Below are 13,031 nucleotides of genomic sequence, written 5' to 3' on the forward strand. Positions count from 1 at the left end.
CCGTGATGTGACTGTCGTTGTCCGTGGGGCGGCCACGGGCGGGTTGCGTCGATAAGGTTGGGGCACCGATCGCTCGACCCGGAAGGCCAAGATCTACTGTGGCTGATTCGTTTGTGCACCTGCATGTTCACACCGAGTACTCCATGCTGGACGGCGCAGCGAAGATCGGGAAGATGGCCGATCGGGTCAGCCAGCTCGGCATGCCCGCCATCGCGATGAGCGACCACGGCAACCTGTTCGGCAGCTACGAGTTCAACAAGAAGATCACCGGCGCCGGGATCAAGCCGATCATCGGGATCGAGGGCTACGTGAGCCCCGAGTCCCGCTTCCACAAGAAGCCCGTCTTCTGGGGGGAGCCGCACCAGCGCAGGTTCGACGAGCAGCGCGGGATCGGCGGTGACGTCTCGGCGTCAGGCACCTACCTGCACAAGACGATGTGGGCCTACAACGCCCAGGGCCTGAAGAACCTCTTCAAGATCTCTTCGCTGGCCTCGCTCGAAGGCCACATGAAGAAGTACCCCCGCATGGACGACGAGCTGTTCTCCGAGTACCACGAGGGGATCATCGCGACGACCGGCTGCCCGTCCGGCGCCGTCCAGACGCGGCTGCGGCTCGGCCAGTTCGACAAGGCCCTGGAGCACGCGGCGAAGTACCAGGAGATCTTCGGCAGGGAGAACTACTTCCTGGAGCTGATGGACCACGGGAAGATCCTCATCGAGACCTGTGTCCGCGACCAGCTCCTGGAGATCGGCAGGCGGCTCAACATCCCGCCGCTGGTCACCAACGACTCCCACTACGTCACCGAGGACCAGGCGACCGCCCACGACGCGTTGCTGTGCGTCGGCACCAACTCCCAGATCGACGCGCCCGACCGGTTCCGCTTCTCCGGGGCCGGTTACTACATCCGGTCGGCCGAGGAGATGCGCGGCCTGGACCACGACGAGCTGTGGAAGCAGGGCTGCGACAACACCCTCCTGATCGCCGAACGGGTCGAGTCCTACGAGGAGGTGTTCGCCCACCGGGACCTCGCCGCCAAGTTCCCCGTCCCCGAAGGGGAGACGGAGATGAGCTGGCTGCGCAAGGAGTGCGCCCGCGGCGCCGTCCGCCGGTTCGGCGACCCCGTCCCCGCCGAGGTCGTCGAGCGCATCGAGTACGAACTCGGCGTGATCGAGACGATGGGGTTCCCCGGCTACTTCCTCGTCGTCGCCGACATCTGCCAGTACGCCCGCGACAACGGCATCTGGGTCGGCCCCGGCCGAGGCTCGGCCACCGGGTCGATGGTCGCCTACGTCACCGGCATCACCGAACTCGACCCCATCGAGCACCAGCTTCTGTTCGAGCGGTTCCTCAACCCCGAACGCATCTCGATGCCCGACGTCGACCTGGACTTCGACGAGCGTCGGCGCGGCGACATGATCCGCTACGTCACCGAGCGGTACGGCGAGGACAACGTCTCGCTGATCATCACCTACATGACGATCAAGTCGAAGGCCGCCGTGAAGGACGCGGGCCGCGTCCTCGGTTACCCCTTCGCCGTCGGCGAGAAGATCACCAAGGCGTTCCCGCCCGCCGTCATGGGCAAGGAGATCCCGCTCACCGGCATCTTCGACAAGGACCACCCTCGGTACGCGGAGGCCAGCGAGCTTCGCAAGCTGTACGAGGAGGACGTCGACGTCAAGAAGGTCATCGAGACCGCGCTCGGCCTTGAGGGGCTGACCCGTGGCACCGGTGTCCACGCCGCCGGTGTCATCCTGTCGTCCCAGCCGCTGGTCGACGTCATGCCGATCTTCATGCGGCAGGACGACGGCGCCCGCATCACCGGCTTCGACGGGCCGTCCAGTGAGAACATGGGCGCGCTCAAGATGGACTTCCTGGGTCTGCGCAACCTCACCGTGCTCGGTGACGCGGTCGAGAACATCAAGGCCAACCGCGGCATCGAGCTCGACATGCTCAAGGTGCCGCTGGACGACAAGAAGGCCTACGAGCTGCTGGCCGCCGGGTGGACGCTGGGCGTGTTCCAGCTCGACTCGTCCATGATGCGCGACCTCACCAAGCTGATCGCCCCCACGGAGTTCGAGGACGTCTCGTCGATCCTGGCGCTTGGCCGTCCCGGTCCGATGGGCGCGAACGCGCACGTCAACTACGCGCTGCGCAAGGCCGGAACGCAGAAGGTCGAGCCGATCCACCCCGACCTCAAGGACGCCCTTGAGCCGATCCTCGGCAACACCTACCACCTGGTGGTCTACCAGGAGCAGGTCATGGCCATCGCCCAGCAGCTCGCCGGTTACACCCTCGGCGGCGCCGACATCCTCCGGCGCGCGATGGGCAAGAAGAAGAAGGAGGAGATGGACAAGCAGTGGGCCACGTTCTCCTCCGGCATGGTCAGCAAGGGCTTCACCGAGGAGCACGCCAAGGCCGTCTGGGACGTCCTTGAGCCCTTCAGCTCCTACGGCTTCAACAAGTCCCACACCGCTGGATACGGACTCGTCTCCTACTGGACCGCCTACCTGAAGGCCAACTACCCCGCCGAGTACATGGCGGCGCTGCTGACCTCGGTCGGTACGAACAAGGACCGCATGGCCATCTACCTGGCCGAATGCCGCCGGATGAAGGTCCGCGTCCTGCCGCCCTCGGTCAACGAGTCCAACCTGCGTTTCGCCGCCGTCGGCGAGGACGTCCGGTTCGGCCTCGGCGCGGTCCAGAACGTCGGTGACGGCCCGATCCAGGGGATCATCTCGGCCCGCAAGGAGTACGGGAAGTACGTCGACTTCAACGACTTCCTCACCAAGGTCCCCGTCCAGGTCTGCAACAAGCGCACGATCGAATCACTGATCAAGGCCGGGGCCTTCGACGACCTCGAACACCCGCGGTTCGGGCTCGTCATGGTCCACGAGCAGGCCATCGACTCCGTCATCGACGTCAAGAAGAAGGAGGCGATCGGACAGGACTCCCTGTTCGGCGCCTTCGAGGACTCGGGTGACGGTGACACCGCCTTCGCCGTCGTCGTCCCGACGAACGAGTGGGACAAGAAGACCAAGCTCGCCTTCGAGCGCGAGATGCTCGGCCTCTATGTCTCCGACCATCCCCTCAACGGGGCCGAACGCGTCCTGGAGAAGAACCGCACCCACTCGATCGCGCAGGTCCTCAACGGCGACGCCGACCGGGAACGCGGTGAGATCAAGATCTCCGGCATCATCTCCGGCGTCGAGAAGAAGGTCACCAAGCAGGGCAACGTCTGGGCGATCCTCAAGATCGAAGACCACGACGGCAGCCTCGAAGTCCCCTGTTTCCCCACGACCTACCAGCTCTACGGCGACAACCTCGCCCCCGACCTCGTCGTCGCGTGCACCGGCAAGATCCGCATCCGGGAGAACGGCGAAGACGCCAGCGTCAGCTTCAACGCCGTCGCCTTCGAGTTCCTCGACATCTCCAGGGTCCCCCAGCCCGGCGACAAGGACCCGATCATCATCTCCCTGCAGGAGAGCAGGATCGACCGCAAGCTCGTCGACGAGCTGAAGCAGATGTTCCGGACCCACCGGGGCGACACCCCGGTCCAGTTCATGGTCGAACGCCTCAACCGGCGCAAGGTCCTCGTGGAGATCGCCCCGGAGTACAAGATCAACCTCGCCAACGGCGCCTTCGCCGGAGACCTCAAGGTCCTCCTCGGTCCCAACGCCCTGGCCGACTACTGACCCACTCCGGCCGCTGTGGTGTTCTCACCGTCGGACATACACCTCGATGCCGTCGAGAATCCTCGCGAGACCGAATTCGAAGCCGTCGAGCGGGGGTTCGTCGGAGAGGAACGTCGGGTTCTCCAGCGCGTCCGCGACGGCGTTGAGGTCGCGGGAGCGGAGCTGGCCGTCCAGGAAGACGCGGACCGCGCGCACCGCCCGTTGCTGGTCGGGGTTCGCCCGGCGCAACGCGGCCGGTGTCGGGGTGTTGCGCCGCAGGTTGGCACCGTACCGGGCGTGGCTGTCGAGGAGATAGGCGCAGTTCAGCATCTGCTGCGCCTCCATACCGGTCGGCCGGAGCACGGTGATCAGCGCGTCCAGCCAGGCCGCGTTGTGCGGGGTCAGGGAGACGGTCGTCGGCACGTCCAGCAGCCATGGGCGCGAGAGGAAGCGTTCGAACAGTCGGCGTGACCACAGCGCGGCGGCCTCTCGCCAGTCGCCGTCCGGCAGCGCGGGCGGGTCACCCCAGGCGCGGTCGGCCAGGAGCACGACGAGTTCTTCCTTGGAGCTGACGTAGCGGTACAGCGCGTTGGTGGTCACGCCGATCCGGCCGGCCACCTTCGGCAGCGAGGCGGCGGCGATGCCCTCCGCATCGGCCAGTTCCGTTGCCACCGCGATGATCTCCTCGACGCTGTGCGCCGGTTTGGGGCCGCGCCGCCCCCCGGCGTCGACGACGCCCCAGGCCGCGGCCAGGCCGGGCGGCAGCGCCTCAAGGTCGGCGTCGTCGGGGCTCTTACGTGGGGTCATGGCCGGTGTCCTCTCGAAGGTCCAAAAGAAATAGTAGACGGCATGCACAGTTGTTGTTACTGTGCACGGCATGAACACTTCATGGCATACACAGATTCAGCTCCCGGACACGGCACGCCGCTGGATCGGCCTGGCCGCGGTCCTCGGCGCCGTCTTCGCGATGGCCGAACTCCCCCTCTACTTCGTGGTCCCCGCCTGCGACCCCCCGGCCTGCGGCGTCGAGACCGGCAGCCTCATGCCGGACTGGCTGATCCTCACCCGGACGCTCTTCAACTTCCTCGCCCTCACGATGTTCCTGGTGTTCATGACCGGCGTCCGGTTCCTGATCACGCGGGCCGACGCCCGGTTCGAATGGTTCGGCGCGGTCGCCGGTGTCGCCGGGGTGGCGTGGACGATCGTCGACATGGTCGCCAAGGGGATCGAGGGCAGCAGCGCCATCAAGGCCGTCGAGGAGATCGACCCCACCCGAACCGTCCCCACCTACCTGCTCTACGGCGCCATCACCCACCTGATGCTGGTCGTCTTCGGCGTCGCCTTCGGATACGCGGTGCTGCGCTCCCGCGCCCTCCCTGGCTGGGTCGGCTGGTCGTCGTTCGCCGTCGCCGCCCTGCACCTGGCCGGGGTGCCGTCGATGTTCTTCGGCTTCAACTCCTCGGAGTTCTACGCCTCCAACGGCTGGGGCGCGGTCGCGATGTTCAACGGCATAGCCGCCACCTGGCTGGCAGCCGTCGGCATCGCGACCCTGCGAAGGAGAACCTCGTTGAGGTCGGCCGCCCACGCCTAACGCACACGCCTTGGCCATCGTGGTACGCGGGGGCGCGACGATGGCCTAGCCTCACCACCCTGAGGTACGGCCCGCAGCCTGTGGCATGTGTTCATACTCATTCGGGCCGGAGTCGCGAACCCCTCTGCGGTCTGGGTCGCGATGGTGTGCAAGATCAGGGCGGTGCCTGCGGTTCCGTCGACTGGCTACCAAACAGGCGGGGACGGTGATCTTGCCGTTCGGTGGTTCGGCAGCGCTTGGCCGGTCTCTTCCCACGGGCATTACCTCCGTTGCGTGACGGGGCCTGTACGCCTTGACGATCTCGCGGGGCGTGCTTTTCGGGAGCCACAGGCGGTTTCCCTCATTTCGCAGGCCGTGTCGGGCGGGAAATCTCCGGCTCGGTATGGGGGATGGCATTGTTCCCTTCAGGTTGGTCAGCGCGAGGTTATTTTTACTGTGAGTGCTCAATTCTGGTGGTCCAGACGAGGGGGCCGACCCTGATGGAGCTGCAAGGGCGTGCTGAACACCCCGCCTCGGCACCAGCGGTAACCCGGCTTCAGCTCGAACTGACCGGACGATGCCAGCTCGCATGTCTGCACTGTTACGCCATGTCAGGACCGACCGCCAGTCACGGCACCATGAGCGAAACGGCCTGGTTCGGAGTCCTCGACGAAGCCACAACCCTCGGCGTGAGGGCCGTCCAACTCATCGGGGGAGAACCGACTCTCAGCCCGGCCTTTGAGCCGGTCCTCCGGTACGCGGTCGGTGTGGGCCTGAAGGTCGAGGTCTACACCAACCTCTTCCACGTCAAAGAGCGGTGGTGGGAACTGTTCGGCCTCGATGGTGTGTCCCTGGCCACGAGCTACTACAGCGAAAGGCCGGAAGAGCACGACGGAATGACCACCCGCACCGGTAGCCACGCACGAACCACGGCCAATATCCGAAAGGCGCGGGCACGCGGCATCCGACTGCGCGCGGGCATGGTCGAGCTGCCGACCGGAGAGCCCACCGAAGGAAGAAACAAGCTCGCTCTTCTCGGCGTCACCGACGTCCGCAGTGACAGACTTCGAGCCATTGGCCGTACGGCTCCCAGCTCCAGGAACGCATCCGAACTCTGTGGCGCCTGCGGAAAAGGGAAGGCGGCGATCAGCCCCACAGGAGACGTTTGGCCCTGTGTCATGGCCCGATGGATGGCGGCGGGAAATGTCCTTGAACAGCCTCTGCGCAGAATCCTGCGAGGCGCTCGATGGCGGGAACTGGTGAACGGCATCCCGATCCCTATGGGTAAGAGATGCGATCCCGAACTCTGCGATCCGGTGAGAGGTGACGGTAACGACTGCGACCCCGCGTCCACGCCCGCCTGCGATCCTAAGTTCTGTGACCCCGACACCGAGTGAAGCCGGGCAACGCATGGACTGGGAATCTCGTGCCCGTGCCCTCGCCGTGACCGCCAGCCCGCGTGGCTCGCGGTGGAGGGCGGCGATGGAGCGGACTCCACGGCATCTGCTCGTCCCGCGCTGGTGGGGGTGGGGGAGAGACGAGCAGCGGTGGGAGTTGCGAGACGGCCCTGATGCCCCTGAGCGGTGGCTGTCGGAGGCCTACCGCGACCAGACCTTGGTGACGCAGGCGGGGACGCTCCACGCCGACCACGCGACCAAGGCCGACCGTCCCGCGCAGACCATGCCGACCTCCTCATCCACCGCGCCGAGCCTGGTCGTTCGCATGCTCCAGCACGCGGACATCTACGACGGTGCCGACGTTCTCGACGTGGGAGTCGGTTCCGGGTACGGCGCGGCCCTGCTGGCGCGTTCCCTCGGCGACGACCATGTGACGAGTGTCGATGTCGACCCGTACCTGGTGGAGATCGCCGAAAGCCGCCTCGCCGACCTGGGCATGCGTCCAAGGGTTCTCGCCGTCGACGCCACGGGAGATCTGCCGGGCACCTACGACCGAATCGTCTCCATGGTCTCGGTCCCCACGATTCCGCCGAGCTGGCTGGCGGCTCTACGGCCGGAGGGCAGGTTCGTCACCACGATCGCCAACACCAGCCTGATCATCACCGCGAACAGGACCAGCGGTGGGCGCTGGGCCGCGATCGGCCGCGTGGAATGGGACCGGGCGACCTTCATGGCCACCCGGTCGGGGCCGGGATACCCGCCGGACATTCGGGGCCTGTTCGACGCGACAAGGGACCAGGACGGCGAGGAGGTGTCCCAGGGCAGATATCCGGTTCTTCAGGTGGCCTGGAACTGGGAGTTGCCCTCCATGCTCGAAGTGGTGGCTCCAGGGATCGAGCACAGCTACGAGCGGGGAGAGGACGGCTGGCACACCGCTCGGATGGTGCACGAGGACGGCTCGTGGGCCAGGGCGACCGGCCAGGGCGACGCGCCACCTGTCGTGCATCAGGGCGGCCCGCGCCGACTGTGGTCCATCCTCGACGAGATCCGGCACAGGTGGGTCGTCGAGGGAGACCTCCCCCTGAGAGGAGCGACCGCCTATATCTCCGCCACGGGCCGCATACGGCTGGAGCGAGGCGACTGGGTCGGACGGATCGGCTGAGCCGACCACCGCGAAAACGCAACACGCGCAAGCCCCCGGCGCCGTGTCGGCGTCAGGGGCTTGCGGGAAGAAGTGATTAGGCGTCGAAGGTGCCGGTGTTCACGCGGCCGATGAACGAGCGCCACTGCGTGGGGGTGAAGGCCAGGGTCGGGCCGGAGGGGTCTTTGCTGTCGCGGACGGCGACCAGGCCGGGGAGGTTGGTGGCGACCTCAACGCAGTTACCACTTTGGTCGCTTCGGCTGCTCTTGCGGAACTTGGCGGCGGATAGGTCGGGGGACACGGCTGTTCCTCGCCTTCGTCTGAGGGTTCCTGATTCTCACTGTGAGAGTGCCCCTCGACACGCGCAAGCCCCCGGCGCCGCGTCGGCGTCAGGGGCTTGCGGGAAGAAGTGATTAGGCGTCGAAGGCGCCGGTGTTCACGCGGCCGATGAACGAGCGCCACTGGGCGGGGGTGAAGGTCAGTACGGGGCCGGAGAGGTCCTTGCTGTCGCGGACGGCGACGACGTCAGGAAGGTTCGTCGCGACCTCAACACATGCGTTGCCGCCACCGCTCAGCCTCGACTTGCGGAACTCGGCACTCGACAGATCCGGAGACGGGGACATGACTACTCCTTTATGCACTTGGTGATCATGGCGCGACTCTCCTCGACCGGCAGCGCCAGTTCGCAAATGCGTTCAAACGCCACTTTATAGCGATCTACGTGATCAGAGCTTTCGACGTAGACGTCTCCGGCAGTGCCCTCAACGTAGGCAATGTCGAGTTCAGCGTCTTGATCGAACTCTAGGACAATGAAGGATCCTTCCAGGCCAACGTGCTCTCCGACTGCGTAAGGCAGCACTCGGACAGAGACATTGGGTCGCCGACTAGCGGTAACCAAGGCGCGTAGCTGCTCATTCATCACCTCTGCGCCACCGATCGGACGATGCAAGACGGCTTCGTCCAGCACAACACGTACTTGAGGTGCGGACGGCCTGCTCACGAGTGTCTTGCGCGCCATTCGTGCCATCACTCGTCGGTCAACTTCTTCTTCCACACCCTTGCTGGCCAGGCTTGACCGGATGACCGCGCGGGCGTAGTCCTCGGTCTGGAGCAGGCCGGGGATGAGCTGGACGCCCCACTCACTGATGACCGCTGCCTCATCTTCCAGGCCAACATACGATCCCACGAAGACATCCTTGTAGGACGTCCACCATCCGCGTCGTCCGGCTTCCTTGGCCAACGTGACGAGTGCTGAACGCGTTGGTTCAGAGACCGAGTAGAGGTCGCAGAGTATCGCCATATCGCCAGGAGTCGGTTTCCCCTCGCCAGTTTCCATGCGGTTCAGCTTCGACCGGGACCATCCGATCCGGGATGCCGCCTCCTCTGTGGTCCACCCGCTCTCGGCACGCAGTTGGCGTAGCTCCCTGGACAGTCGGCGCAGGCGGACAGTGCTGTGTGTCTTCATAGGTCCGGTACGCGGCATTGTTCGTCCTTTCGCGGGCAGGCACTCCAACTATTTTCAGATTCCCGTTGCCAGAGTGGGATTCCCAGACAATGATAGGGACTCCAAGGGGATGAGGCAGGGGAGGTAGCGCGATGGCCCTGTTGACCAGGAGGTCAGCGTCTACAAATCGTGCCTCTCATCCTTCGGGCAGCTTCACTTCACCCATGAGGCTAGAACTACAGCTCTTCCGAACGCTGTGGATTCCAGTCTTCACGGGGACGGACATACGTACCACGACCCGAGACGGTGACCACGTAGCCGTCCTGGACCAGCTTCTTGCGGATCTTTTCCGCAGTGCCCCGAGCAATGCCGAACTCGTCCACGATCTGAACTTGGCTGGCGATGGGGTGGTTGACCTTGTATTCGCCGCGCACAATCCGATCGCGGAGGATCTCGTAGACCTGTTCCCACACGGTCCGCGGTCCTTCGAAGTCGATCATGTGGGTGACCGTAAGGCGCTGTGGCACTGCCTTAGTTCCTGAGAGAGACCATGGGGTCCTGTAGGAGCCCATGGGACACCATGAGAGAGACGCTGGCTCTTTCGTATTGCCTAGCCCAGAAAAACGGACCTGCCCAACGGTTACGACGTCGGAACAGGTCCTTGATCAGGAAGGTAACTCCTGACGTGAGTAAGAGTAGTGCTCCGGGCTCCGTCCCGAACACATCGAGCCGGGACGGCTGTGGCTGCTTCGCCGGTGCCGTACCGCTGCCGATGGGGTGCGCCCGGTGTGGGCATGCCCCCTATGCCCACGGCTGTTCGCAGCAGGACGGGCACGAGTACGTGCAGCCGTCCGGGCTCCTGATGAACGCCCGGCTTCAGGCTCGTCGTGAGTACGGCCCGCAGATTCTTCCGGCTCCTCGGCCTCCGGTGGAGGTCGCGCCCGCCGAGGTAGTTCCGCTGGTGCCCGCTCAGCGGCGGCCCGCTCCTGAGCCGGATCCTGAGCCGGAGGCGCCCGCGGTGGTTCCGGCCGCGACCGCTGAACCGGATCTTGCGCCGGTACGGCCTTCGCCTTCTGTTCCCGGTGCTCCCCGAGCCGGGATCTCCTGGGCCAGGCTGCGCCGCCCGGGTCTCTCCCGGGGTGGGGTACGGCCCGCGACCGGTAGGTGTCGCGTGCCCCGGGCTCGTCCGACCTGTCGGCCCGGTCTCCACAGGGCTGTGCCGTACGGCATGCACCTTCTTTGTTGTCCCGCAGGGCAGGCCCGTCTGGCGATCATCTCGTCGGCCAGAGCCTCTGATCGGATCACGGAGGTCCAGATCATGCACAACACCCCCAACGGCCCGGCGATCCCGGGCTGGAGACTGATCGTCAGCGACACGGGCCGGTACTGGGCCATCCGCAACCGGGCTTTCCCGCGCGTCGCTCTGCGGGCGGGGGTGGAACCGGCGGTGGACGCCGACACCTTCGAGGAGGTTCAGGCGGCCGTGGCTGAGCAGGAGGAGAAGGCTCGCGTCGCTGTTGAGGGGGTGGCTTCGTGACGGGACGGCATCGGGACGGCCAGCCGTACGCCTCGGTGTATCAGCGGGTCTGGGACGGGCCCGCACGGGCGGAGGCCGAGCGGCTTGACCAGGTGTGGGCGGACTGGACCGTGCTCTACAGCCTGGGCAAGCGCAGCTTCTACGCTGTGGCGTCCTGGGACGGCCCGCAGGTCATGGTGGTCGAGGATGCCACTTCGGAGGGGTTGGAGGAGCGGATGCAGGATGCGGAGATGGTCCGAATGCTCCAGACCACATCGCCCCCGCACGGTGGCGAGGAGCGTCCGCCCGCTGAGCCGCGCGATCGGGGCACGGCCAGGAGGCGGCGGCCGGGTGGGAGGGCGGCATGATGCCACTTCTCAACACGGTCCGTCCAGAGGCCGGGCTTTCAGATCGAACCTGTAACACCGTGCAAACGGCCCACCCGGGCTGGCTGGTCTTCCACAACGCGCAGTCCGGGTTGTGGAGTGCCTACCGGCACGTGCTGTCCGGCAGGCCGACCCCCGGCGCTGTTCTGCTGGTGCGGGCCGAGTCGGCGGAGGAATTGGACCGGAAGCTGGCCGCGCAGGTGTCCCCGGTGGTGCCGCCGAGCATCCGGGCCGTGGCCGTCGCGCGTGCTCTGCAGGCTCGGGCCGTTCGGGCTGGTCAGCGGCCTGTCGGACTGCGCAGGTTGCTGCGCTCCTGAGGCCGGTACGGCAGACGGTGGAGCTCATGCCCGCCGTACCCCATGAACGTGCGGCTCAGGTTGGAGGGACCTGGGCCGCACACCTCGCAAGGCGGCTCCCACACACGCCGAGGCACTTGGCGTGTTGGGGAAGGGGGAGCTGCCTGGCGCACCGGTCTTCCACAACGTGTGGAAGGCCGGTCCTCCTCCAGGGCGCCCGGCTCATGCTCCCCGGCTCGGGCCGGGCGCCCGCCCTCACTTCCACTCTCGGAACAGGGACGACCATGACCGAGGACGAGTACGAGCAACGCATGATCGACGTGCTTACCAGCACCCACCCGGACTGGCGCTACGAACAGCGCGACCTGCCCGGCCTGCCCCAATGGTGGGCCACCCGCTACTGCCCGCTCCGGCCCGACCAGCGGAAGGCCGGGGCTCGGGACGTGCTGGGCCGTACCACGTTGCGCCGGTTGGCACGCGCGCTGGCGCGGCACGACGAGATCCTCCACCGACTGCGCTACTGAAGGAGCCCCCATGCCCCCGAGCAAGGCCGTCGCCCCGGACGGCACCTTCACCACCGGCCCGGAGACCACCGACCGGCTCCTCACCCCCGGCGAGGTGGCGCACATCTTCGGTGTGGACCCCAAGACGGTCAACCGGTGGTCGCTCACCGGGAAGATCCCCTCCGTCAGGACGCCGAGCGGGCAGCGCCGCTACCGGCAGAGCGACATCAACGCCCTCATCACCGGCTGACCCACCGCCACGAAAAGCAGGGAAAAATCAGCTTTTCACCTCCAAAACGAGATATGTCTAGTTTTTACCTATATGTGTTTCTTTGTCGTCTTCTCGGGTAGGGGGACAGCCGATTCGGAAACCAGATGCTTCCGACACGTTTAAAGCGGCAGGCGTTAGTTCTCGATGACGTCTTCCTCTCGCCGGTGGCCTATCGAGGCCCAAGGCGGACGGATCCCACGATGGAATGATCGTTTAGGGGTGGCGATCGTGAAATGCGGAGTGCAGATGGCCCTGGCGGTAGGCGCAGGCTACTTCCTTGGTCGGCACCACAAGCTGAAGACGGCCCTCGTGCTGGCGGTGGCGGGCGCGACCGGCCGGCTGGGCGCGGGGAAGAGCGGCCTGTTGCAGCAGGGCCTGAAGCAGCTCGGGTCCTCCCCGGAGCTGGAGAAGCTCACCCAGAGCGTACGAGGCGAACTGCTCGACGTGGGCAAGGCCGCGGCCAGGGCGGCGGCGAGCAGGCAGATCGACTCACTGACCTCCAGGCTTCACGAACGCGCCGAGTCGTTGCGCGTCCCCGGCGGCCTCGCCGGTGAGGAGGAAGAAGAGGAAGAGGAGCGCCCACGGAAGCGCCCCACCTCGGGCCGGGGCCGTACGGCTCGCAGATCCCGCGAGGAGCCGGAGGCCGAGGAGGAGGAGTTCGAGGAGGAGGACGAGGAGGAACCGGAGGACGAGTTCGAGGAAGAAGAAGAGGAAGAGGAGGAGGAAGAAGAGGAGCGCCCGCGAAGCAGGAGCAGGACGGCGAGGAGCCGGAGCCCGCAGCGTGAGCGGGCGCCCCGGCGAGACCGCCCCGTCCGCCGAGTCCGGGGATGAGACGC

15 protein-coding genes are annotated in these 13,031 nt (G+C 66.2%); 10 read left to right on the plus strand and 5 right to left on the minus strand.

Annotation, left to right across the window (positions count from 1 at the left end; all coding sequences use genetic code 11):
• The first annotated feature begins 98 nt into the window (after positions 1 to 98).
• On the plus strand, positions 99 to 3,692 hold the full coding sequence (gene dnaE, locus FHS44_RS36930) for a DNA polymerase III subunit alpha (protein ID WP_184724438.1): 3,594 nt from the start codon (positions 99 to 101) through the stop codon (positions 3,690 to 3,692).
• A 24-nt stretch (positions 3,693 to 3,716) separates the two neighbouring features.
• On the opposite strand, the gene FHS44_RS36935 is transcribed toward dnaE, so the two are convergent.
• Positions 3,717 to 4,478 carry a TetR/AcrR family transcriptional regulator gene (locus FHS44_RS36935; RefSeq protein WP_184724442.1) on the minus strand — a complete coding sequence of 254 codons (762 nt, stop codon included), beginning with the start codon at positions 4,476 to 4,478 and terminating at the stop codon, positions 3,717 to 3,719.
• A gap of 70 nt (positions 4,479 to 4,548) precedes the next feature.
• Here FHS44_RS36935 and FHS44_RS36940 point away from each other — a divergent pair, with 70 nt between their 5' ends.
• From FHS44_RS36940 to FHS44_RS36950, 3 genes are all read left to right on the plus strand, one after another.
• Entirely contained in the window at positions 4,549 to 5,262 is a 714-nt protein-coding gene (locus tag FHS44_RS36940; protein ID WP_184724445.1) for a hypothetical protein, read from the plus strand.
• Between the two features lie 479 nt (positions 5,263 to 5,741).
• Positions 5,742 to 6,638: a radical SAM/SPASM domain-containing protein gene (locus FHS44_RS36945; RefSeq protein WP_184724447.1), complete on the plus strand. Its 897-nt coding sequence runs from the start codon at positions 5,742 to 5,744 to the stop codon at positions 6,636 to 6,638.
• Positions 6,639 to 6,723: 85 nt separating this feature from the next.
• The gene (locus FHS44_RS36950) at positions 6,724 to 7,800 is read left to right on the plus strand and encodes a methyltransferase domain-containing protein (RefSeq protein ID WP_246436636.1); all 1,077 of its coding nucleotides are present in this window, start codon (positions 6,724 to 6,726) and stop codon (positions 7,798 to 7,800) included.
• A 76-nt stretch (positions 7,801 to 7,876) separates the two neighbouring features.
• Here the strand turns inward: FHS44_RS36950 and FHS44_RS36955 are convergent, their stop codons facing one another.
• The 4 genes from FHS44_RS36955 to FHS44_RS36970 form a co-directional block, all read right to left on the minus strand.
• On the minus strand, positions 7,877 to 8,080 hold the full coding sequence (locus FHS44_RS36955; protein WP_184724453.1) for a DUF397 domain-containing protein: 204 nt from the start codon (positions 8,078 to 8,080) through the stop codon (positions 7,877 to 7,879).
• A gap of 112 nt (positions 8,081 to 8,192) precedes the next feature.
• Positions 8,193 to 8,402: a DUF397 domain-containing protein gene (locus FHS44_RS36960; protein WP_184724456.1), complete on the minus strand. Its 210-nt coding sequence runs from the start codon at positions 8,400 to 8,402 to the stop codon at positions 8,193 to 8,195.
• Between the two features lie 2 nt (positions 8,403 to 8,404).
• Positions 8,405 to 9,262, minus strand: a complete 858-nt coding sequence (locus FHS44_RS36965) for a helix-turn-helix domain-containing protein (RefSeq protein ID WP_312863971.1) — start codon at positions 9,260 to 9,262, stop codon at positions 8,405 to 8,407.
• A gap of 197 nt (positions 9,263 to 9,459) precedes the next feature.
• Positions 9,460 to 9,723 carry a GntR family transcriptional regulator gene (locus tag FHS44_RS36970; protein ID WP_184724459.1) on the minus strand — a complete coding sequence of 88 codons (264 nt, stop codon included), beginning with the start codon at positions 9,721 to 9,723 and terminating at the stop codon, positions 9,460 to 9,462.
• Between the two features lie 818 nt (positions 9,724 to 10,541).
• On the opposite strand from FHS44_RS36970, the gene FHS44_RS36975 reads away from it, so the two are divergent.
• The 6 genes from FHS44_RS36975 to FHS44_RS37000 all read left to right on the plus strand — a co-directional run bounded on the left by FHS44_RS36975 (position 10,542) and on the right by FHS44_RS37000 (position 13,026).
• Positions 10,542 to 10,760 (plus strand): hypothetical protein, encoded by a 219-nt coding sequence (locus FHS44_RS36975; RefSeq protein WP_184724462.1) that lies wholly within the window; start codon positions 10,542 to 10,544, stop codon positions 10,758 to 10,760.
• Positions 10,757 to 11,107: a hypothetical protein gene (locus tag FHS44_RS36980; RefSeq protein WP_184724465.1), complete on the plus strand. Its 351-nt coding sequence runs from the start codon at positions 10,757 to 10,759 to the stop codon at positions 11,105 to 11,107. The genes FHS44_RS36975 and FHS44_RS36980 overlap by 4 nt, the downstream gene beginning before the upstream one ends.
• A 59-nt stretch (positions 11,108 to 11,166) precedes the next feature.
• Positions 11,167 to 11,442: a hypothetical protein gene (locus tag FHS44_RS36985; protein WP_184724468.1), complete on the plus strand. Its 276-nt coding sequence runs from the start codon at positions 11,167 to 11,169 to the stop codon at positions 11,440 to 11,442.
• 263 nt (positions 11,443 to 11,705) lie between these two features.
• Positions 11,706 to 11,945 (plus strand): hypothetical protein, encoded by a 240-nt coding sequence (locus FHS44_RS36990; RefSeq protein WP_184724471.1) that lies wholly within the window; start codon positions 11,706 to 11,708, stop codon positions 11,943 to 11,945.
• 10 nt (positions 11,946 to 11,955) lie between these two features.
• Positions 11,956 to 12,174, plus strand: a complete 219-nt coding sequence (locus FHS44_RS36995; RefSeq protein WP_184724474.1) for a BldC family transcriptional regulator — start codon at positions 11,956 to 11,958, stop codon at positions 12,172 to 12,174.
• A 267-nt stretch (positions 12,175 to 12,441) separates the two neighbouring features.
• Positions 12,442 to 13,026 (plus strand): hypothetical protein, encoded by a 585-nt coding sequence (locus tag FHS44_RS37000; RefSeq protein WP_184724477.1) that lies wholly within the window; start codon positions 12,442 to 12,444, stop codon positions 13,024 to 13,026.
• Positions 13,027 to 13,031 lie beyond the last annotated feature (5 nt).

The organism is Streptosporangium saharense (genome assembly GCF_014203715.1).
Lineage (GTDB): Bacteria > Actinomycetota > Actinomycetes > Streptosporangiales > Streptosporangiaceae > Streptosporangium > Streptosporangium saharense.